Origin of the sequence: Agrobacterium sp. Azo12 (genome assembly GCF_029193765.2) — a bacterium.
Lineage (GTDB): Bacteria > Pseudomonadota > Alphaproteobacteria > Rhizobiales > Rhizobiaceae > Agrobacterium.
Genome location: NZ_JARFYO020000001.1, coordinates 1,798,169 through 1,820,195, shown reverse-complemented (window position 1 = coordinate 1,820,195; position 22,027 = coordinate 1,798,169). Strand labels below are relative to the sequence as shown.

Sequence of the window (22,027 nt, the reverse complement as noted above, 5' to 3'; positions counted from 1 at the left end):
CATGACCAATCAGGCATTGTTAGAAAGGCCGGCGTAAAACTCCAGCACCGCCGCCTTGAACACCCTGTCACCCACCGCCAGCATATGATCGCGACCGGGAATGTCGAGTGCGGTGGCATTGGGCATGATGTCGGCCAGTTCCTGTGGTGAACCGGCAATATCATCCTTGGTTCCCACAGCTATCAGACAGGGCATGTCGATCCGGGCAGCATCTTCGCGGCTGACCAGAATGCGATTGGTGGCAATACAGGCGGCGAGCGCAAGGCGATCGCTCTTGGTCTGGTCGGCAAACATGCGGAACATGCGGCCACGCTCGTGGGTAATGCCGTCAAGCGAAGGGGCCAGAAGCGCCTCGGCAATCGGGTCCCAATCGCCAACACCATTACAGAGATTGATGCCAAGGCCACCAAACACCAGCGAGCGCACGCGCTCCGGGTGGGCCAGCGCGAGAAAGGCGGAGATACGCGCGCCCATGGAGTACCCCATGACATGCGCTTCGGAAATGCCGAGATGGTTTAGCAGGCCAATGGCGTCTTCCGCCATGATCGGCGGGTAATAGGCCTCGGAATCATGCGGTTTATCGCTTTGGCCGTGGCCGCGATTATCAATCGCAATCACCCGGTAACCGGCGGTTCCCAATGTCTTCAACCAGCCGGGATGCACCCAGTTCACACTGGCTGTCGATGCAAAGCCGTGGATGAGCAGAACCGGCTCGCCCGCCGGGTCGCCCTCATCGAAATAGGCCAGCTTCAGGCCATCGCGCTGATAAAAAGAAAAATCGGGGGTATTGAGATTCATCAAAGACATCCTTTTTGGCCGACCTTATGTCATGAATCCTGAAGGTTGAACCCTGATATGTTTCGATTTCTGTGGAGGTTGACTTCATTTATCGCTAGATGTCATGCCAAAGCAGTCAAGGTTTCAATCTACATAAAGCATTTGGAGATCCGCATGGCCGGTCATCACACTATTCCTCACTTCCAGAACGATGGCGGTCACCCGATGATCGAAATCGGTGTCAAGGAATTCATGTGCACGGGCGCTTCCGTTCCTTTCGATCATCCGCATATTTTCATCGATATGGGCGATGACAACGAGAAGGTCTGTTCCTATTGCTCGACCCTTTTCCGTTACAACCCAACGCTCAAGGCCGAGCAGACAAATCCACCGGGCTGTGTTTTTCATGTGAAGGCAGCCTGACCGCTTTCCTCTCTTTCTGATCGGTGCATTTATGCCCGTAAAATCTGTCGCTATTGTCGGTGCCGGCATTGCCGGTTTGACCGCCGCTCTCTCTTTTGCCCGGCACGGCGTAAGTTCGCATATCATCGAACAGGCCCATCACCTGACGGAGGTGGGCGCCGGACTGCAAATATCCCCCAATGCGTCTCGCATTTTGTCCGAGCTGGATGTGCTGGCCAATATCGAGCCGCTGTGGATCGAACCTGAAACCATCGACCTGACCTCCGGCCAATGCCTGAAAACACTGATGTCATTGCCCATGCGGCAGTTGGCGCGTGCGCGCTGGGGGGCACCTTACGGAGTTCTGCACCGCTCCACCCTGCAGCAGGCGCTTCTGGGTGCCGTTTTGAAAAATCCGCTTTGTCATCTGCATCTGGGCAAACGCATTGAAACCGTGCGCAAGGCAGATATCTCCGCCATCACGTTTGCCGATCATGATCTGATCATCGGCGCAGATGGCGTCTGGTCGAGCGCCCGCTACTCCGTGCCAGAAAGCCCCTCACCCAGCTTTTCGGGCAATGTGGCATGGCGGTTTACAATCCATGACGATGTCGCGCCGTCATTCCTGCAAAAGCAGTCGGTCAAGGCGTTCCTCGGTCCCAAGGGGCACATTGTCGCCTATCCGCTAAAAGAGGTTTCCGCCTTCAACGTGGTGGCGATTTCGATCGGTGCCGATCCGGGCCAGACATGGAAGGCAGAATCAACCGGTCACCAGAAAGAAATGCTTTTTGAACAGTTCCGCGACTGGCACCCGTCCATTCGTGAATTGCTGACCAAGACCGAGAACGGCAATTTCTGGCCTCTCTATCAGTTGAGCGAAGGTTGCTGGCACAATGGCCAGAACACCGTGCTGATTGGTGATTCCGCCCATGCGATGATGCCATTTGCGGCGCAGGGCGCAGCGATGGCCATAGAGGATGCCTTTGAACTTGCCGGTCAGGTGATGTCAGCGGCAACGCTGCCTCAGGGATTGGCGGCGTTTGAAAGCCTGCGTGTGCCGCGCATCAACAAGGCACGCAAGCGCGCGCAGATGAACCGGTTTGCCTACCATGCCAGCGGCCCGTTCAAAGTGGGACGTGACCTGCTGTTTGCCGTCCGTCCCGCGCAATCTTTTGCGGCAGACCTCGACTGGCTCTATGGCTACCACGCCAAGGGGTGATTGAGGCGGCGGGGCGTTGCCTCTGGTGTATTGCTGCGGCCCTCAGAATAAAAAAGCGCCACCAGTGATAGCGGCGCTTTTTAAAACTTACGAAGGTCGTCAATTCAGACGGCGCTTGCCGCCTTGAACCCGGCTTCGAGATCCTTGCGGATATCAGCCACGTCTTCAAGGCCGATCTGCAGACGGATAACCGGACCGCCTTCAGGTGCCTTGGCCACAACGCGGTCCGACAGACCGACCGGAACGGCGAGGCTTTCATAACCGCCCCAGGAATAACCGAGACCGAACAGTTTCAACGCATTGAGGAATGCGTGTGACTTGGCCTTGAATTCATCGGCACCAGCCTTCAGCACGAAGGAGAACACGCCGCTTGCGCCCTTGAAGTCACGTTTCCAGATGTCGTGGCCGGGGAAGCTTGGCAAGGCCGGATGCAGCACACGGCCCACATCGTCCCTGCCCTCAAGCCACTCAGCAATGGCAAGTGCGCTCTGCTGGTGGCGCTCAAGGCGCACGCCCATGGTGCGCAGGCCGCGTAGCATCTGGTAGGAATCATCCGGTGCCGCACAAAGGCCAAGCAACATGTTGGCTTCGTTGAGCGTATCCCAATGCTCCTTGTTGGCCGACACGAAGCCCATCAGCAGGTCGGAATGGCCAGACGGATATTTGGTCGCCGCCTGCATGGTGATATCAACGCCGTGGTCGAGCGGCTTGAAATACAGCGGCGTCGCCCAGGTATTGTCCATGGTAACGACGCAGCCATGCTTGTGGGCAATGGCCGAAATGACCGACACTTCCTGCATTTCAAAGGTGTTGGAACCTGGCGCTTCCAAATGCACCAGCTTGGTATTTGGCTTGATCAGGGCTTCGATGCCAGCGCCAACCAGCGGATCGTAATATTCGACTTCGACACCCATGCGCTTGAGCATGGTGTTGCAGAACCGACGGGTCGGGAAATAGACCGAATCAACGATCAGCGCGTGGTCGCCGGGCGACAGATAGGCAAGAAACGGGATGGTGATCGCAGCCAGCCCCGATGGCAGAAGGATAGTCCCTGCTGCGCCATCCAGCTCGTTGATTGCTTCACAAAGCGCATCCGTGGTCGGTGTGCCATGTGTACCGTACGTGTATTTCTGCTTGCCGTCTGCCATGGCCTGCGCGTCAGGGAAAAGCACGGTCGAAGCGCGTACGACAGGCGGATTTACGAAGCCATAATAATCGGTTGGGTCATTTCCCAGATGAGCAAGACGCGTATTGTCGCCCGCACCGGAAAGCAGAAGATCTTTGTTTTTCATTTCGGGATAAACACTCACTGATAGATGTGAAGTGAACATGCTAGGCCGCAGCGAACAGGTCAACCCTCAGAAGAAACGTTTTAAAGATGGCGGTTGCAACGCGATATTTTTGCCCACTCGCCGCCTATAATTTATACAATTGCTTCATTCACAGTCATCAAACTGAAAAATCTCTTTTTTAGGCAATTTTATTTCTCCCAAGACTTGACCATGAAGGCAATAATGATTGTGATGCATGTGCGCACCGGGAGGTGATGCGGAAGGGGAGAAATATAAAGAAATAATTGTATTCGCCCTTTCTAAATCGATTAAATAATAAACAAAGGTTGGGAAAATATGAAAAAGGCAATTCTGTCAGCCATTATCGGCACAGCTGCGCTGGGTGCAGGTTCGGTGGCTTCGGCCGCAACACTGGATGACGTAAAGGCAAAGGGCTTTGTACAATGCGTCGTGAACACAGGTCTTCCGGGTTTTGCTTCCCCGGATGCCAGCGGTAACTGGACAGGTTTCGACATTGATTTCTGCCGCGCTGTGGCAGTTGCGGTCTTTAACGACCCAACAAAGGTGAAGTTTACACCAACAACAGGTCAGACACGTTTCCCGGCTCTGCAGTCCGGTGAAGGCGACGTTCTGTTCCGTAACACCACCTGGACCATCAGCCGCGACACCGCACTTGGCTTCAACTTCCGTACCGTCAACTATTACGACGGCCAGGGCTTCATGGTTCCTAAGAGCCTCAACGTAAAATCGGCACTCGAACTTTCCGGTGCAGCCGTTTGCGTACAGTCCGGTACGACCACAGAACTTAACCTTGCCGACTACTTCAAGGCCAACAACCTCGAATACAAGCCAGTCGTGTTTGAAAAGTTCGAAGAAGTGAACGCTGCTTACGCCGCTGGCCGTTGCGACGTTTACACCACCGACCAGTCTGGTCTGTATTCCGTTCGTCTTGGCCTTCCAAACCCGGATGACCATCTTGTTCTGCCTGAAATCATTTCCAAGGAGCCACTTGGACCAGCCGTTCGTCAGGGTGACGACCAGTGGTTCGATATCGTTTCCTGGAGCCATTACGCACTGGTTCAGGCTGAAGAATTCGGCATCACAAAAGCCAATGTCGATGAAATCAAGGCAAGCACCACCAACCCGGATATCAAGCGTTTCCTTGGCACAGAAACCGATTCGAAGATTGGTACCGACCTTGGCCTGACCAATGACTGGGCCTACAACATCGTCAAAGCACTGGGTAACTACGGTGAAATCTTCGAGGCCAACCTCGGCGAATCTTCTCCGCTGAAAATCCAGCGTGGCCTGAATGCCCTTTGGACCAAGGGTGGCCTGCAGTACGCACCACCAATTCGCTAATCCTCGTCAACGGCAAGGCGGCTTAAACCCGCCTTGCCTTTTACAATAACAAGATGGCCAACATGGCCACATGGGGATAGGGCAAACATGGCAGATAACGCTACAATTGCGTCTTCCGGCAACAGATCCTCCGGTTCACTCCTTTATGATCCGTTCGTCCGTTCAATCTTCTTTCAAATCGTTACCATCATCATCTTCGTTGCCGTCGTGTGGTTTATTGCCAACAACGTGGCGACCAACCTCGCACGTTCCAACACGGCGTCTGGCTACGGCTTTCTGAATAGCCGCGCTGGTTTTGACATCGGTGACACGCTGATCGCTTATTCCAGCGATTCCACCTATGGCCGGGCGCTGGTCGTCGGCTTCCTCAACACCCTAGTCGTTGCGATAACCGGTATTATCACCGCAACAATCATTGGCTTCATCGTCGGTGTCGGGCGCCTGTCCAACAACTGGCTGATCGCCAAGATTTGCACGGTTTACGTCGAGGTGTTCCGCAATATCCCGCCGCTTCTGGTTATCTTCTTCTGGTACACGGGCGTCTTGCGCCTGCTTCCCAATGTCAGAGATTCCTACGATCTGCCGTTTGGCATCTTCCTCAACAACCGTGGTCTTTCTATTCCAAGACCTGTTTGGGGCGAAGGATCGCTGATCTTTGCAATCTGCATTCCGGTTGCGATCATTGCCGTTGTGGCCTTGTCCAAATGGGCGACAAAACGCCAGATGAAAACCGGTCAGACCTTCCCGATCTTCCGCGCGGGCCTCGGTATCCTGATTGGGCTGCCGCTATTGGCGTTTCTGGTTGCCGGTGCGCCGCTGACTTTCGACGTACCTGTTGCCGGTGGCTTCAACATAAGGGGTGGCAGCACTGTTCTGCCGGAGTTTTTCGCGCTTTATCTGGCCCTCTCCTTTTATACCGCCGCCTTCATTGCCGAAACCATCCGTTCCGGTATTCGCGGCGTTCCGAAGGGACAGACGGAAGCATCGACCGCGCTTGGCATGAAATCCAGCAAGACCACCCGTCTTATCGTTGTGCCGCAGGCCATGCGCATCATCATTCCGCCGCTTACAAGCCAATATCTCAACCTCACGAAGAACTCTTCGCTGGGTGTCGCCATCGGTTATCCCGATCTGGTGTCAACAGGCGGAACGACCCTGAACCAGACCGGTCAGGCCGTCGAAGTCGTGTCGATCTGGATGATTGTCTATCTGTCGATCAGCATCATCACATCGCTCTTCATGAACTGGTTCAACGCCAAGATGGCATTGGTGGAGAGATAAGCTGATGAGCACAAGAAACGTAGAATATGTCCGCACCGCCATGGTTGCTGCGGCACCTCCCCCAAAGGACGAAAAAAGCGCTGTTGCATGGCTGCGGAAAAATCTGTTCTCCGGCCCCAAAGACGTGATTTTGACGCTGATAGCGGTCGCCATCATCCTGGCTATCGTACCACCGGCCATCGACTGGTTGTTCATCAAGGCATCATGGGTCGGCTCTGACCGTTCCGTGTGTGCCACCGTCGTCCAGGGTGGCATTCAGCCAGAAGGCTGGACCGGTGCCTGCTGGGCATTCGTCGAGGACCGCTTTGCGCAGTTCATGTTTGGCCGTTATCCGCTCGATGAGAGATGGCGTCCGCTGCTGGTAACAGTCATGCTCATTGCATTGCTGGTGCCGCTGCTCATTCCAAAGATCCCTGGCAAGACACTGAACGCCGTCCTGATGTTCATCATCTTCCCAGTGGTTGCTTTCTACCTTCTGCATGGCGGTGCTTTCGGCCTGCAGCGCGTAGACACACCTCTTTGGGGTGGCCTGATGGTCACGCTCATTTTGTCGTTCGTCGGCATTGCGGTGTCACTGCCGCTCGGCATCCTGCTGGCACTTGGCAGAAAATCGAAAATGCCTGCCATCAAGACCTTGTGCGTCGGCTTCATCGAAATCATCCGTGGCGTGCCGCTGATCACCGTTCTGTTCATGGCAAACGTCATGCTGCCGCTGTTTTTGCCAACCGGATGGACAATCGACAACTTCCTGCGTGCACTCGTCGGCGTTGCGCTGTTTGCATCTGCCTACATGGCGGAAGTTATTCGCGGTGGTTTGCAGGCCATTCCAAAAGGCCAGTTTGAAGGTGCCGATTCACTCGGCCTCGGCTACTGGCAGACCACGCGGTTGATCATTCTGCCGCAGGCAATCAAGCTGGTTATTCCCGGCATCGTCAACACGTTCATTGGCCTGTTCAAGGACACCTCGCTGGTATCGATCATTGGCATGTTCGACCTGCTGGGTATTGTGCAGCTCAATTTCCGCGATGCGACGTGGATTACCCCGGTAACACCATTGACCGGCCTGATTTTCGCAGGCTTCATCTTCTGGATATTCTGCTTCGGCATGTCGCGTTACTCTGCCTTTATGGAAAGACACCTCGACACCGGACATAAAAGATAAGGGAAACACTCATGGCAGGACCCCAAACACAAAAAATGACGGTTTCCGATACCGATGTCGCTATCGAAATCGTTGGCATGAACAAGTGGTATGGCGATTTCCACGTGCTTCGCGATATCAACCTCAAGGTCATGCGCGGTGAGCGTATCGTCATTGCCGGGCCTTCGGGCTCGGGAAAGTCGACAATGATCCGCTGCATCAACCGTCTGGAAGAACACCAGTCGGGCAGCATTGTGGTGGATGGAATCGAACTGACCAACGATCTGAAGAAGATCGATGAGGTTCGTCGCGAAGTGGGGATGGTGTTCCAGCACTTCAACCTGTTCCCTCACCTGACAATCCTTGAAAACTGCACGCTGGCACCGATCTGGGTTCGCAAGACCCCAAAGAAGGAAGCTGAAGCGATTGCCATGCACTTCCTGGAGCGCGTGAAGATTCCTGAACAGGCTCACAAATATCCGGGCCAGCTTTCGGGCGGTCAGCAGCAGCGTGTAGCGATTGCCCGCTCGCTGTGCATGAAGCCAAAAATCCTGCTGTTCGATGAGCCGACATCGGCGCTCGACCCGGAAATGGTGAAGGAAGTTCTCGATACGATGGTGGGCCTTGCCGAAGAAGGCATGACCATGCTGTGCGTAACCCACGAAATGGGTTTTGCACGCCAGGTGGCAAACCGGGTTATCTTCATGGACCAGGGCCAGATCGTCGAAGAAAACTCCCCGCAGGAGTTTTTCGACAATCCGCAGCACGAGCGAACAAAATTGTTCCTCAGCCAGATTCTTCACTAGGAATCGAAAACGAAAAAATGGGGCTTCGGCCCCATTTTTTTGCGCAGATGGCCGTTATACATACCCGACTAAATGTCACCGCAGAGCGACAGAAAAACAACAAGCCACTGATTTAAAACAACAATTGCAAAACTCGCACAATAAAATCATCGGCATTGTCATTTTTTTGCAAAAAACGAAAATTGGCGCTTGCAGGAAATAAAACCTCTGATTATAAGGGCGCCAACACAGCGTATGCGCCCTTCGTCTATCGGTTAGGACGTCAGATTTTCATTCTGAAAAGAGGGGTTCGACTCCCCTAGGGCGTACCACTGTGATCCTCCCGAAAATTGAAAAACTGCATCATTTCCGCCTCGGGAAAGATCTTTATGCATGTCGATTTATGCCGACATTTTCAGATATTTACAGCAATCCCCTCACCTAAAAGGCCAACTGGAAAAAAATGCATTTTTCCACAGCCGAAACGCAAAAAAATGCAATTTGGTGCTTGCAGGAAATAAAACCTCTGATTATAAGGGCGCCAACACAGCGTACGCGCCCTTCGTCTATCGGTTAGGACGTCAGATTTTCATTCTGAAAAGAGGGGTTCGACTCCCCTAGGGCGTACCACTGTGCTTCTCTCCCCTACATCATGATAAAAAATGCCACAGCGACAACGTCGCTTGTTCGTTTTGCCATGCGCTGACATGCGCAAGCCATACCCTGCACTCCGCGTGGCTTTAACGGGTACACAACCTTGCGCTTTGTTGCTATTTCCCTTTGACACCATCGAACCATTTTCATCCAGAAGGTTTGGCCATGAACACCGGTTGGACGATGATTTGGAATTATACGCTGCCCAAGGAGCGCAATGTCTCGGCCCGCACGCCTGTTATTGGCAAGGACCAGGTTGTCGGCATTTTTCATTACGACAAAAAGAGTTTCTTCGAGAGCAGCGTAGTCGCCCTCTCGAAAACCGACGGGCGTGAGCTGTGGCGACACACGATCGAACATGTGGCGACGGAACCGCTGATTGATGAAAACGGCAATATCTATGTTGCCAGCTTCGCCGGCGCGGTTCATGCCTATGCGCCTGATGGCAGCACACTGTGGACCAGCGCCTTTGGCACACGCAATGTCAATGTGCCTGTTCTGAGCGGGGATCGTATCTTCATTGCCGAAACCGGTGGCGGCAGCCAGAAGACCTGGTGCCTTGATAAAGCGACTGGCGACGTCCTCTGGTCCCATGACACCGGAGGACACGCCTACCGGTTTCTGGCGCATGACGGCAAGATCTTCCATACGGCAATTGTCTCCGGTGCCAAGTTCGGACAATCGACCGTACATCTGCTGTGCATCGACCAGCAGTCAGGCAACAGGTTGTGGTCAACGACAGCGGATCAATATCACTTCAATGCCGCCATTGTGGACGGTCTGCTGGTCTGGGGCGCCCGCAATGCCATCCACCTCTACGACCCTGCCAATGGCAGCCTGAAGGCCTCTCTGGCCATTCCTGATGGCACGGCGATCACATCAGGTCCACTGGTTGTCGGCAATCGCATCATCGCTGGTGACGACAACAGCACGATCCGTGTTGCGTCGCTGGAAAAGAAGGGGTTGCTGTTCAAAAAGCCGCAACTCGAGGCGGCCTGGAGCCAACCGTTACAAGGCGAGATCGTCGGCCAGCCGCTGTATCATCAAGGACAAATTTTCGTTCTTGATGACAAAGGGCAGATTGTTGGCATGAATATTGACGGCACAATCACCACGCCGACTTTTGGTGTGGGTGATGGCAAATGCAAAGGCGGCGGATTGGCCGCAGAAAACAACCTGCTAGCGGTTGCTACCGGTCGCACCGTTGAACTCTACCAAAACTGAGCATTTTCAGAACTGCTGGGCGGTCGTTTGCGGCATCACAGGCTTGCTTAGCCTTCGAGCAGCTTGTTACATCAATTGGCGAGTGCTGCGTCCAGCACGCGGATCTGCACCCGGCGTTGACCCTGCCATTGTTCCGCGCCCAATGTGCCTGCAACATGCACGGAGCGGCCTCTGCCGTTCAGCAGCAGTTGGCCGAGCGGCGCATCTGCCGCCCTGAAGGCAATACCGTCCAGCCGGCTGCCATCCAGTGCTTCCAACGTTATCTTGACGTGATTGGCACCCACGGTGCGGGCATCTTTCAGGCGGTGGGCCGGAATGGCAAAAATCGGCTGTGAATGGCCCGAACCATAGGGGCCAGCAGCTTCCAGCCGGTCGATCAAATCCAGCGTCGCACCAGAGGCACCAATGGCACCATCGATCTTCAGGGCACTGTTTTCGACCAACGATGCGATGGCCTTGGAGGCGCTTTCTTCAAAGAAGGTTCTAAGCTTGCCAAGCGCGCTGCGCTCCACTGTCAGGCCGGCTGCCATGGCATGGCCGCCCCCCTTGACCAGAAGGCCATTGTCGACGGCAGCCCGCACCATGCGGCCAAGGTCAAAGCCATTGATCGAGCGGCCGGAACCGGTACCCTTGCCGTTTGCATCAAAGGCAATGGCAAAGGCCGGGCGGCGGAAGCGGTCTTTAAGGCGTGATGCCAGCAGGCCGACAATGCCGGGGTGCCAGTTCTGCCGGGCGGTGACGATAACCCCTGCCCCGGAGCCGTCACCATATTCGGCAAGCGCTTCGGCTTCCGCCTCGGCCAGCATCACGGTTTCCATCGCCTGACGTTCGCGGTTCAGTTCATCGAGCTTTGCCGCGATGACTTCAGCACCCGATGGGTCATCAATGGTCAACAGGCGGCTGCCGAGTGCGGCGTCGCCAATCCGGCCGCCAGCGTTGATGCGAGGACCAATCAGAAAACCGAAATGATAAGGTGTTACCGGCCCGCCGAGGCCTGCGATCTTAAACAGCGCGGCCAGACCGGCATTGTTCATGTGGCGGGCCGCAACCAGACCTTTGACCACATAGGCGCGGTTCAGCCCCTTCAATGGTACGACGTCACAAACTGTCGCCAGTGCCACGATATCGAGGAAGGACAGAAGGTCGAGCGTGAAAGCGCGGCGGTCCTTTTTGTCCTTTATCACCCGCAGCGTTGCCACCAGAACCAGAAACACCACACCGGCTGCGCAGAGATGGCCCTGACCTGAGAGATCGTCCTGGCGGTTGGGGTTTACCAGCGCCACGCAAGGCGGCAGCGTTTCACCGACCTGGTGGTGATCGATGACGACGACATCGGTGCCGGCCTGTTTGGCGGCCAGCAGCGATTCATGGCTGGTCGAGCCGCAATCCACTGTCACGATCAGCGTTGCGCCATTGGCGGCCAGTTGCTGCATGGCTGCGGGGTTTGGGCCATAACCTTCAAAAATACGGTCGGGAATATAGATTTCCGGCTCAAGCCCGAAATGATTGAGGAAGCGGTACATCAAGGCAGCCGACGATGCGCCATCAACGTCATAGTCACCGAAGATGGCTATCTTTTCGTTTTTCTCGATGGCGGCGGCCAGACGATTCGCGGCCAGTTCACAATCCGTCAGCGTGTGCGGATCGGGCATCAGGTTACGGATGGTTGGGTCGAGAAATTCCAATGCCTCATCAACTGCAACGCCACGTCCGGCCAGCACACGGGCGATCAGTTCCGGCATACCGTGAAGCTGCGCCATGGCGAGGGCGCGGTTCTGCCCGGCCTGATCAAGCCGTGACACCCAGCGCTGGTCGCTGACCGATCGCTCCACACCCAGAAACGCACGTGGCACGGTATCGACCGGTTCCGTCATTCACTATCCTGCTCTGCCAAACTCAACACATGATGAAAGCGGTTAAACAGCTTTCGTGTCTTAAAGACGAGCATTTATTCTGTCGTGCGGGAGTTTCAAGAGCAAGAGCGGCCGAAAACTTTGTTGGGACACATGACCTGCCCTAAAGCATGGCATCACCAAAATGCACGAACGGCCTTTACGGCAAGGCTTGCGCTGCAAAGCTGGTCACATTCAAAGCCGTGGCATGGCGTTTACGCCAGCCAAAACAACGCACATCATGGATGTGCGCCGCTTTAGGATAAGTCCGGAAAGCATGCAGTTTCCAGACCGTCACAACAGCCACCACCCTCAGACATGGTGGCTGTTATCGTGTCAAATCAGCCCAGAACAATCGGCAGAGCCAAGGCTCCGACGCTGCTGGCCACGACGGACAGCAGAATGGTCAGTACCGCCCAGTTACGTCGGGCGAAACTTTCTTCATTTTCACACAGGGCAAAATTGTCGTTCGAAAAGTTTGGCAGAGGATGAACCTCTGCCTTTTCGACAGGACCAATATCCTTGAACAGTACAATTGAACTCACGACGCGCCTCCCTCGCTTGGTGATTTCAGTTGATGTCATGGTACTGTCACTTAACGCCCTTGACCAGCCTTACTCCTTACTGAGTAAGCAAAATAGAGTACTCAAAGGCGGCTATCGGGGCTTATGGCAGTCACATTTTGTAAAAGCGAATGCCCCGCCGTGGTCATAACCAGCGGCAGGGCATCGATAATGTCAAAATGGAACCGAAATTCGGTGCGAAAACCGAAATGCGGCGCGAATCAGGCAGCCTTTGTGCGCTCGATTCGGATGACCTGCGGTTCATCCGTCAGGTAAGCCTGGCTCTTGATGGAGGCGACGGCCTTGCGAACGGCGTCTTCCATGGTTGCGTGGGTCACCAGCACGATTGTCTGCGGGGCATCCGGCGTCTGGGCGCGCGAGCGCTGCACGATCGATTCCAGCGAAATGCCATTTTCAGCCATGCTTGTCGCGATGCTGGCAAACACGCCGGCGCGGTCAGCGACAGTCAGGCGGATGAAGTAACCGCCTTCGTGTTTCTTCATCTTGGCGCGGCGATACTTTTCCAGTGACTTGGCCGGACGGCCAAGGACTGGAACCTGCTGAATGCCAGGACGGCTCTTGGCGATGTCGGCGATATCGCCGAGAACGGCAGATGCCGTTGCATTACCACCGGCGCCGGGGCCAACCATCAGCAATTCACCGAGGATGTCGGATTCGATGGCGACAGCGTTGGTCACGCCATCCACCTGCGCAATCACGGAATCCAGCGGCACCATGGTTGGGTGAACGCGCTGTTCAATGCCTGACTCAGTCATCTGTGCAACGCCGAGCAGCTTGATGCGGTAACCGAGATCGGCAGCGGCATGGATATCTTCAATCGAGATATTGGTGATACCTTCGAGATAGATGTCGTCAGCTGCAATCTTGTTGCCGAATGCCAGCGTCGTCAAAATGGCAAGCTTGTGAGCGGTGTCATTGCCCTCGATGTCAAAGGCTGGGTCCGCTTCAGCGTAACCAAGACGCTGCGCTTCCTTCAGGCACGTCTCAAAGGACAGGCCTTCCTTCTCCATCTTGGTCAGGATGTAATTGCAGGTACCGTTCATGATACCGTAGATCCGGGACACGTGGTTGCCGGTCAGGGATTCACGCAGTGCCTTGATAACGGGAATACCACCGGCCACCGCAGCTTCGAAGTTCAGGAGAACGCCCTTCTCTTCTGCCGTAGTTGCCAGTTCCACACCGTGCTTGGCAAGCAATGCCTTGTTGGCTGTCACCACATGCAGACCGCGAGCAAGCGCGGTTCTGACTGCTGCCTTGGCAGGGCCAGATGCACCGCCAACCAGTTCAACGAACACATCGATCTCAGCTTCGGCTGCCATCTGCTCGGGTGTGTCAAACCAGGTAATACCGGTGAGATCAATGCCACGGTCGCGCGAACGGTCGCGCGCGCTGACGGCAATAATCTCAATCGCGCGTCCGCAGGTAATTGCAAGCTCGTTGCTTCTCTGCTGGATGATGCGCACAAGCGACGAGCCGACAGTGCCGAGCCCCGCTATGCCGATTCTCAATGAATCTGCCATTGGTATAATCCTGATTTGTTTTGGTAATAACAGGTGGCCGGGACCGGCCACCCAGGGAGTTGCCCCCGCTATTAACGGTGAGCGTTCAGAGAAACGACGTTATGCATCGTTTCATCAGCTGTGGACAGGAAGCGCTTCAAGTTGCGCGCAGCCTGACGAATGCGGTGTTCGTTTTCAACGAGAGCCAGACGAACATAGTCATCACCCATTTCGCCGAAGCCAACACCCGGAGCAACCGCAATATCGGCCTTTTCTACGAGCAACTTGGAAAACTCGAGCGAACCCAGATGACGGAACTTTTCCGGAATTTTGGCCCAAGCAAACATGGTGGCGGCCGGTGGTGGCACTTCAAAGCCAGCCTTGCCGAATGTATCAACCATCACGTCACGGCGGCGGCGGTAAACGTTGCGCACTTCGGCAATATCGGAGCCATCGCCGTTCAGGGCGTGGGTAGCAGCAACCTGGATCGGCGTGAAGGCGCCGTAGTCCAGATAGGACTTTACGCGGGTCAAAGCCGAGATCAGACGCTCGTTACCGACCGCAAAGCCCATGCGCCAGCCGGGCATGGAGAAGGTCTTGGACATGGAGGTGAACTCAACGGCCACATCCATGGCACCTGGAACCTGCAGCACCGATGGCGGCGGGTTGTTTTCGTCGAAGTAGATTTCCGAATAGGCCAGATCCGACAGCACGATGATGTCATGCTTCTTGGCGAATGCGATGATATCCTTGTAGAAATCAAGCGATGCAACATGCGCCGTCGGGTTGGACGGGTAGTTGATGATCAGCGCCAATGGCTTTGGAATGGAGTGGCGCACAGCGCGCTCCAGCGGGCCAAAGAATGTCTCATCCGGCTCGACATTCATGGAGCGGATCACACCGCCAGCCATCAGGAAGCCGAAAGCATGGATCGGATAGGTCGGGTTCGGGCAGAGAATAACGTCGCCCGGCGCAGTGATTGCCTGCGCCATGTTGGCGAAGCCTTCCTTGGAGCCGAGTGTCGCAACAACCTGAGTATCGGGATTGAGCTTCACGCCAAAACGACGGGCGTAATAGGCGGCCTGCGCCTTGCGAAGACCGGGAATGCCCTTGGACGAGGAATAGCGGTGGGTGCGTGGGTCCTGAACGACTTCACACAGCTTGTCGACGATCGCTTTCGGGGTCGGAAGATCCGGGTTTCCCATGCCAAGGTCAATAATATCCGCGCCACCCGCTCGTGCGCTCGCTTTCAAACGGTTTACCTGTTCGAATACGTATTGCGGCAGACGCTTGACCTTGTGAAACTCTTCCATCTTCTTCCTCATGAAAATGCGCCAGCACTGCCCGGCGCATTTGCGAAAGTTCGTTTTTATTACAGTAACCTGCCGACACGAACACATCCTGCAGATTCTGGTATTGTAGCGCAAAGATCGGAAAATCCTAACGATTTAACCGGTCAATTGGCGCCAGCCTGATCACTCCATCCCATGTCGCCGGACATCGTCATCTGCATTGAGATGAAGTGGCGCATGGATGTGTCGGATATAAGCTTTTTTTACGGCAGCCGATCCGACGCAGTGATGCGTAAACACGTTTTTGCTTAACGCCAGTTTTGGTTTGAATGCAAGGCAACCATGGCCGGAAACCGGCCATTTTGCTGCAATCGGCCCGACAATCAGGCGTGCTTGCCGTGCACGATGACAGAACGGATGAGCGAAAGCACCGCATCCGGCTTGATATCGGTGCAAACGAGCTGGCATGGATGACCATCCCAGTTGCCTGGCGGGAAACCACGACCATCCGGTTTCTGGATGGTCGCACCATCGGCCAGACCACCGCACACCACGCGAACCGGACCGCTGCGTGTCTCGAACAGTTCCGGTGCCACCAGATAAACGCAGGCGCAGCTGTCATGCACAACCATGCCGTCGCCGGTGCGTACCTTGTAGAACTCGATATAGAACTGCGACAGGTCCGACAGCAGTTGCACCGGCTTGCCACCTGCTTTTGCCATGTCATCCATGAATTTCGAGGTCATCACGGTCTTGGTCGTGACATCCAGACCAACGATGGTGACGCGCCAAGGTGCGGTAAACACCAGATCGGCCGCTTCCGGGTCGCCATGAATATTGGCTTCGGCGGCTGGCGATACGTTGCCGTTAATGTCGAATGCGCCACCCATGATGATGACGTCCTTCACCAGTGCGGCAAAATCCGGATCTTCGCGCAATGCCAGTGCAAGGTTGGTCATGCGTCCAACAGCAATGATTGTCACCTCGCCCGGATTGGCCTTGACCGTTTCGATCAGGAAGTGGTGGGCCGGACGCGGATCGATGGGCAGGTCAATGGTCGCGGGGATATCGATGTCGCCCAGACCGTTTTCACCATGGATGAAGGTTGGCCAATGTCCCTCGGGACGGGACGGATCAAACGTCACATTGGCGCCCTTGGCGACCGGTGCGGAAATGCCCCATTGCTGCTTCAGGAAAAGCGCGTTGCGCGTTGTGATCTCAATCGGCGCATTCCCAAAAACAGTGGTGATGCCTATCAGATCGATCTCCGGGTGCCTGTGAAGGAAAAGCAGGGCCATTGCGTCATCGACGCCGGGATCCGTATCAAATATCACCTTATGCATTCAGTATGCTCCGCAAAATCTTTCTATGCCGGCTGATGTGCCGCCGGGTGCGGGCACATTAATCATAAGCGGCGCATCCGCAATCCCTAACGTGAACGGAAATAGCGTTTGCCAAGCATTGGCTTCAGTGACAATAACGCTGTCATCTTTTGCCCCTCCCGGAATTCGCCCCTTGACCGACGTCACGTTGCACCTGCTTTCCACCCTGTTTGTTGTCGCCATTGTTGCCGGCTTTATCGATTCCATTGCCGGCGGCGGCGGGCTGATTACCATTCCGGCCATGCTGATCATGGGCATTCCACCGCTTGAGGCGCTGGGCACCAACAAGCTGCAATCGCAGTTCGGTTCGGCGTCTGCCACTTACGCCTACACAAAGCGCGGTCTGGTGGACCTGAAAAGCCAATTGCCGATGGCACTTTTGTCAATGGTGGGCGGGGTATTCGGCGCCATTGCCGCAGCCTTTGTACCGGCCGAAGTGTTGCGTTTTATCATGCCGTTCCTGCTGGTTGGCATTGCGCTCTATTTCGCATTCAAACAGCAGCTGAGCGATCAGGACCGCCACAGACGCATTTCATCCTTTATGTTCGGCTGCACGGTCGTGCCGCTGATCGGTTTTTACGACGGTATATTCGGTCCCGGTACCGGATCGTTCTTCATGCTGGCCTTCGTGTCATTGGCCGGTTACGGCATGCTGAAAGCCACAGCTCACACCAAGCTTTTGAACTTCGGCTCCAATGTCGGCAGCTTCATCGTGTTCACGATCAGCGGTGCAGTGTTGTGGAAAATCGGTTTTGTCATGGGCATCGGCCAGTTCATTGGCGCGCAGCTTGGTTCACACTTCGCCATGAAAAATGGCGCAAAGCTGATCCGTCCCCTGCTGATCATCTCCTGCCTTGCCATGGCGGCACGGTTGATTATTGGTCAGGTCGACCCTGCCCTGTGGGCGCGGATGACGGCAGTCTTTGGTTTCTAAAAACAAGGTCCTGGTCGCGGGACCATCAACAACCAGACAATGGCACGGCGCAATGCCGTGCCTCAGGCCTCATGCAAGTCTTGCATGACCACGATGGCACCGGCAATGCGGTGGTCAGCACAACGAAGCGGCGTCATGCGGTAACGGGCCATCCGTTCGCCCTGCCCCCACGGCTCGTGGGTATAATCAAGGCTTTCCCCTTCAAAACAACGATCAAGGCGCGGCTTGATCTTCATTTCAAAATATTCGCTGCCAACCAGCTCTGAAATCGATGAGCCGATCAGAGATAGTGGCGTTCTGTTGAAATATTTCGAATAACGCTTGTTGGCGTAGAGAAAACGGCAGTCGGTGGTGATCACCACCACCCGGTCTGGCAGCAGATCCAGCACCACTTCACTGAACAGCATATCAGGATAGGTCTGCTGTTTTGCTCTTGTCTCGACAGTGGCGGGGCGAGCGTCTTCAGCCTGCATGGTGCTGTCGGCGAAATAACGGTCGATCAGCATCGACATGGCAGCCGAATGGCGCAGCACGCTTGACGGATCATCCGCATCTTCACGGATCAGCGCCGCCAGAAACTGCATCTGCATATGCATTTCATAGGCATTTTGCGCTTTATAGGACAAGATAATGCCGATGAGCGGGTCCAACTCACGATCGAGAGCCCGGACCAGTTCGTCATGTCCGGCAGATACGGCCTGCTGCAACTGCAAACATTTTGTCGAAAACGCTTCGAAAAGCCCCAACATGCCAGTCTCCAAAATGGTCTGCCAGATATCCGCGCTGCGGTAAAAAATTGCGACGGGTGTCCGTGTGCGAGAATGGTCAAATGCCCGCACATCCTTTGCTGGAAGGCACTAACATGACGACCCCTCACATTCAATCAGTCAAATGACGGCTGAATTAGAAATTCTGAATTTAGAAAAAGCAAAAATACAGAAAACACTATGAATTCTTAAATATATTCCGGAAACTCACTCTGGATAATTCAGAAAAATCGAAAACAATACGTTAGGAAAATCAAAATCAGATGAAACAGGCATCAACAGAAAAAATGATATTTGTTTTCTACTTTATTTCAAAATACAGGACATGAATTACGTGAAAATTTTAAATAAATAAATTTCCGATACTTCGAAAAAAAAATCATCACGAACTGCAAAGCACGCAAAGTGTCGCAATTTTGAAACAGATTTTAGACAAATCAATATGCGGGAATTTGTACGAATTGGGGATTGCATATCGGCGCACAGCGGCCCTCACCTGTCTCATAATGAAACAGCTGTGTCAGATTGTGAATCAGTTCAATGTCCGGAATTAACACGCTGACCGAACGGCAACCGGTGTCGGTTGCAGCACATGCGGTCAGGAATAATCAAAGGAATGTTTCAGGCAGCGCCCGAACGTCTGCGGCGGTCAGCTGCTTCCTGCAGAACAATCATCGCACCGAGAAGCGTGCCTGATGACGAGTAGCAAGGTGTGAGACCAAGCGAAACGACGATGGTGCGACCATCATTATCTTCCGCGTAGGTAAACTGCGTTGCCTCACCCTGGAAGCACTGAACCAGCTTTTCCTTCAGGCCATGCTGGAAGCGGTGCAGACCGACAAACTCCGCGATGTGCTTGCCGAGCATATCGGCGACAGACAGCGAATAGCGGCTGGCATTGGCAGCGTTGCAATAGAAGATACGGTAATCCGTAGACACCACGATGATGCGGTCGGACTGCTCGTCAAACCATGCCTCATCCAGCACGGTGTGCTCTTTGCCGTCCTTGTCGTTGGGGGAATAACCCTTGCCGATGTAGCGGTTTACCAGGGTTTCCAGCAACTCTGTGTTGCGCTGGACGCCAGCAAAATCCTCAGCCTCCTCGTTCAGCAAATCAATTGCGAACTGGAACTGGATCCGGATCTCATCAGGGTTTCGGGTTTCCTTGTGGATGATCGCCTCAAGGATCGGATCAAGTTCCCGATCAAGCGCCTCCACAGCGACCGCGTCGTTGGTTTCGACCGCATGTCTCAGCCGTGCATATTGTTGCCAGAACCGCTCAACCAAAGTCTTCAAAGCAATTCTCCCGAGAAGATTATCGCAATCCGCATGCAATTACAGATGAACCTCCGAAATTATCCCTTCAACTAAGGCCGGGATACGCTGAGACCGATCAACCAAAATTCAATTCATGGTGGACTAATATCACAAAAACAGAAGCGTTTACAAACCGCTACTCTTGGTGTGGTTAACCGCCGAAATCCACGTGTTTTATAAATTCTGAAGCTGGTGCCAGGGTTTCGTGATTTTCGAGACCCGAAAGCTGTTTCAAAGCTTGGATTTGATGTTCCAGCGGTCATGGTACCAGAGCCACTGCCCCGGATGTTCCCGCACCCAGCTTTCAACCTTGTCGTTCAACAACTGGGCCGTGCCGGCCACATCGACATTGCCCTTCTCATCGACCGGAATCGTGATCTTTGGCTCGATTTCCAGGCGGTAACGGTTGTCGGGCAAACGGATGCAACGGGCTGGATAGACCTCACAATTGAACTGGCGAACCAGCTTGGCAACCAGCGGGTTGGTTTTCACGTCAAGGTCGAAGAACTGCGTCAACAGACCCTTGTTGAACTTCTGGTCGACAAGCACGCCAACGCCACCGCCCCGTTCCAACTGGCGCGCTAGCGCGAAAGATGAACCGGCATGCGAGGGAACAAGATCGCCCATGCGCGCACGACGGAAGTTGAATACTTTGTCAGCAATATAAGGGTTGTTCGGTGGGCGAAACAGCACAGTGACCATCAGGCCAAAGGCAGAGCCTGCCACCGGCAGAAGTTCGAAGTTGCCGGTATGGGCAGTAAACACGATGAAAGGTCGTGGATTATCACGCAGGTCGAGGAAGATCGGGATACCTTCGACCTCAATGCGTCCTGGCGTGGCGTTTTCCGGATCAAAGTCGAACAACCGGTCCAGAAATACATATTCCGCTGCCAGACGCCCCATATTCGCCCAACTGTCCATGGCGATATCGAGACGTTCCTGCTGCGACTTCTCGGGGAATGCGCGCTCCAGATTATAGAGCATCAGCTTGTGACGCTTGGTCTTGGGGCCAACCCACCGGGCAAAACGTTCCGCAAAACGCATGGCCGGATCAGCCGGGAACAGCTTCAGGACATTCAGCAGGCCAAACGCAAATTGCGCAATCAGCCATTGCCGAAAATGCATCAGCGCCAAGACGATGCGCGTCACAAGCATCTTCACGGGCATCAATCCATTCTGAGAACGATTTTACCGAATACCTGACGGGTCTCCATGCGCTCCAACGCACGGTCAATATCATCAAAGGTCACTTCGGTGTCGATAACTGGATGTACGATGCCACGCGCCATCTTCTGCATGGCATTGGCCATGTTTTCCATCCGGCAACCGAAGGAGCCGAGCAGCTTAAGCTGCTGCTGGAACAGCATCATCAGGTTGATGTCGGTCGAAACACCCGACGTCGAACCACAGGTCACCAGACGGCCGCCACGCTTCAGCGAGAACATGGAACCGGCCCATGTGTCCTTGCCAACGTGTTCGAACACAACGTCAACGCCTTTTTTCTTGGTCAGCTTGCGCACAACGCCTTCGAAGCGGTCGGTGCGGTAGTTGATGACGTGGTCGGCACCCAGGGCCTTGGCACGTTCGATCTTGTCGTCGGAACCAACGGTGGTGATGACGGTGCAACCCATCTTCTTGGCCAGCTGAATGGCAGCCGAACCAATGCCGGAACCGCCGGCATGGATCAGGATCGTTTCGCCCGGCTCAAGCTTGGCATTGTCAAACAGCATGTGTTCAACCGTACCGAAGGTCACCGGTGCGAGTGCGGCAGCAACAGCGTCAACACCGTGTGGTGCTGGCACCAGCTGGCGGGCTGGAATGTTGATCTTTTCCTGCGCAAAACCATCGAGGTGGAAACCGTGCACGCCAGCCACGTGTTCGCACAGATTGTCCCTGCCCTCACGGCATGGCTTGCACAGACCACAGATGCGTGCGCCATAGATCGAGACCAGCTGGCCTGGCAGAACGTTGGATACGCCAGGGCCGATGACCTCAACAACACCGGAGGCTTCCGCGCCGATCGTCAGTGGCATCTTGCGCTTGGCAAATGCCATGCCGCGCCAGCCCCAGACGTCGATGTGGTTCAGCGCAACAGCCTTGACCCGAAGCGTTACTTCACCTGGTGCTGGTGCTTCCGGTTCCGGCAGTTCCACTCTTTCAAGTTTACGGTCATCAACGAGTTGCAAGGCGCGCATGATAAAGTCCTTCGCCCGGAGGCGTTTT

At 54.8% G+C, this 22,027-nt stretch carries 19 protein-coding genes and 2 tRNA genes; 10 read left to right on the top strand and 11 right to left on the bottom strand.

Annotated elements, in window-relative coordinates; all coding sequences use genetic code 11:
- Positions 1-9 precede the first annotated feature (9 nt).
- Entirely contained in the window at positions 10-798 is a 789-nt protein-coding gene (locus PYL13_RS08490; RefSeq protein ID WP_275641011.1) for an alpha/beta fold hydrolase, read from the bottom strand.
- 153 nt (positions 799-951) lie between these two features.
- Here PYL13_RS08490 and PYL13_RS08485 point away from each other — a divergent pair, with 153 nt between their 5' ends.
- Both PYL13_RS08485 and PYL13_RS08480 read left to right on the top strand, forming a co-directional pair.
- The gene (locus tag PYL13_RS08485) at positions 952-1,200 is read left to right on the top strand and encodes a zinc-finger domain-containing protein (RefSeq protein WP_192487726.1); all 249 of its coding nucleotides are present in this window, start codon (positions 952-954) and stop codon (positions 1,198-1,200) included.
- Between the two features lie 31 nt (positions 1,201-1,231).
- Positions 1,232-2,398: an FAD-dependent monooxygenase gene (locus PYL13_RS08480; protein ID WP_275641010.1), complete on the top strand. Its 1,167-nt coding sequence runs from the start codon at positions 1,232-1,234 to the stop codon at positions 2,396-2,398.
- 104 nt (positions 2,399-2,502) lie between these two features.
- Here the strand turns inward: PYL13_RS08480 and PYL13_RS08475 are convergent, their stop codons facing one another.
- Positions 2,503-3,690, bottom strand: coding sequence for a cystathionine beta-lyase (locus PYL13_RS08475; RefSeq protein ID WP_275641009.1), 1,188 nt, complete (start codon positions 3,688-3,690; stop codon positions 2,503-2,505).
- Positions 3,691-4,026: 336 nt separating this feature from the next.
- Here PYL13_RS08475 and PYL13_RS08470 point away from each other — a divergent pair, with 336 nt between their 5' ends.
- The 7 genes from PYL13_RS08470 (at position 4,027) to PYL13_RS08440 (ending at position 10,137) form a co-directional block, all read left to right on the top strand.
- The gene (locus PYL13_RS08470) at positions 4,027-5,052 is read left to right on the top strand and encodes an amino acid ABC transporter substrate-binding protein (RefSeq protein WP_250982666.1); all 1,026 of its coding nucleotides are present in this window, start codon (positions 4,027-4,029) and stop codon (positions 5,050-5,052) included.
- Positions 5,053-5,139: 87 nt separating this feature from the next.
- Positions 5,140-6,333, top strand: a complete 1,194-nt coding sequence (locus PYL13_RS08465; protein ID WP_275641008.1) for an amino acid ABC transporter permease — start codon at positions 5,140-5,142, stop codon at positions 6,331-6,333.
- Positions 6,334-6,337: 4 nt separating this feature from the next.
- Positions 6,338-7,495 (top strand): amino acid ABC transporter permease, encoded by a 1,158-nt coding sequence (locus PYL13_RS08460; protein WP_250982668.1) that lies wholly within the window; start codon positions 6,338-6,340, stop codon positions 7,493-7,495.
- Positions 7,496-7,506: 11 nt separating this feature from the next.
- Positions 7,507-8,280 (top strand): amino acid ABC transporter ATP-binding protein, encoded by a 774-nt coding sequence (locus PYL13_RS08455; RefSeq protein ID WP_275641007.1) that lies wholly within the window; start codon positions 7,507-7,509, stop codon positions 8,278-8,280.
- A gap of 236 nt (positions 8,281-8,516) precedes the next feature.
- A tRNA-Glu gene (locus tag PYL13_RS08450) sits at positions 8,517-8,591 on the top strand.
- 223 nt (positions 8,592-8,814) lie between these two features.
- Positions 8,815-8,889: transfer RNA gene (locus PYL13_RS08445), tRNA-Glu, on the top strand.
- A gap of 189 nt (positions 8,890-9,078) precedes the next feature.
- Entirely contained in the window at positions 9,079-10,137 is a 1,059-nt protein-coding gene (locus tag PYL13_RS08440) for a PQQ-like beta-propeller repeat protein (RefSeq protein ID WP_275641006.1), read from the top strand.
- A 71-nt stretch (positions 10,138-10,208) separates the two neighbouring features.
- Here the strand turns inward: PYL13_RS08440 and recJ are convergent, their stop codons facing one another.
- The 5 genes from recJ to PYL13_RS08415 all read right to left on the bottom strand — a co-directional run bounded on the left by recJ (position 10,209) and on the right by PYL13_RS08415 (position 16,747).
- Positions 10,209-12,011: a single-stranded-DNA-specific exonuclease RecJ gene (gene recJ, locus PYL13_RS08435; protein WP_275641005.1), complete on the bottom strand. Its 1,803-nt coding sequence runs from the start codon at positions 12,009-12,011 to the stop codon at positions 10,209-10,211.
- 359 nt (positions 12,012-12,370) lie between these two features.
- Positions 12,371-12,574 (bottom strand): hypothetical protein, encoded by a 204-nt coding sequence (locus PYL13_RS08430; protein WP_259144960.1) that lies wholly within the window; start codon positions 12,572-12,574, stop codon positions 12,371-12,373.
- A gap of 239 nt (positions 12,575-12,813) precedes the next feature.
- Entirely contained in the window at positions 12,814-14,133 is a 1,320-nt protein-coding gene (locus PYL13_RS08425; protein WP_250982672.1) for a homoserine dehydrogenase, read from the bottom strand.
- A gap of 71 nt (positions 14,134-14,204) precedes the next feature.
- Positions 14,205-15,425, bottom strand: a complete 1,221-nt coding sequence (locus PYL13_RS08420) for an LL-diaminopimelate aminotransferase (protein WP_192487893.1) — start codon at positions 15,423-15,425, stop codon at positions 14,205-14,207.
- Positions 15,426-15,787: 362 nt separating this feature from the next.
- Positions 15,788-16,747, bottom strand: a complete 960-nt coding sequence (locus PYL13_RS08415) for a nucleoside hydrolase (RefSeq protein WP_275641004.1) — start codon at positions 16,745-16,747, stop codon at positions 15,788-15,790.
- A gap of 172 nt (positions 16,748-16,919) precedes the next feature.
- On the opposite strand from PYL13_RS08415, the gene PYL13_RS08410 reads away from it, so the two are divergent.
- Positions 16,920-17,720, top strand: coding sequence for a TSUP family transporter (locus PYL13_RS08410; protein ID WP_275641003.1), 801 nt, complete (start codon positions 16,920-16,922; stop codon positions 17,718-17,720).
- A gap of 62 nt (positions 17,721-17,782) precedes the next feature.
- On the opposite strand, the gene PYL13_RS08405 is transcribed toward PYL13_RS08410, so the two are convergent.
- The 4 genes from PYL13_RS08405 to PYL13_RS08390 form a co-directional block, all read right to left on the bottom strand.
- Entirely contained in the window at positions 17,783-18,469 is a 687-nt protein-coding gene (locus tag PYL13_RS08405) for a PAS domain-containing protein (RefSeq protein WP_275641002.1), read from the bottom strand.
- 639 nt (positions 18,470-19,108) lie between these two features.
- Positions 19,109-19,783, bottom strand: a complete 675-nt coding sequence (locus PYL13_RS08400; RefSeq protein ID WP_192487713.1) for a PAS domain-containing protein — start codon at positions 19,781-19,783, stop codon at positions 19,109-19,111.
- A gap of 252 nt (positions 19,784-20,035) precedes the next feature.
- Positions 20,036-20,971 carry a lipid A biosynthesis lauroyl acyltransferase gene (locus PYL13_RS08395; RefSeq protein WP_441296632.1) on the bottom strand — a complete coding sequence of 312 codons (936 nt, stop codon included), beginning with the start codon at positions 20,969-20,971 and terminating at the stop codon, positions 20,036-20,038.
- The gene (locus PYL13_RS08390) at positions 20,971-21,999 is read right to left on the bottom strand and encodes a zinc-binding dehydrogenase (protein WP_275641000.1); all 1,029 of its coding nucleotides are present in this window, start codon (positions 21,997-21,999) and stop codon (positions 20,971-20,973) included. The genes PYL13_RS08395 and PYL13_RS08390 overlap by 1 nt, the downstream gene beginning before the upstream one ends.
- Positions 22,000-22,027 lie beyond the last annotated feature (28 nt).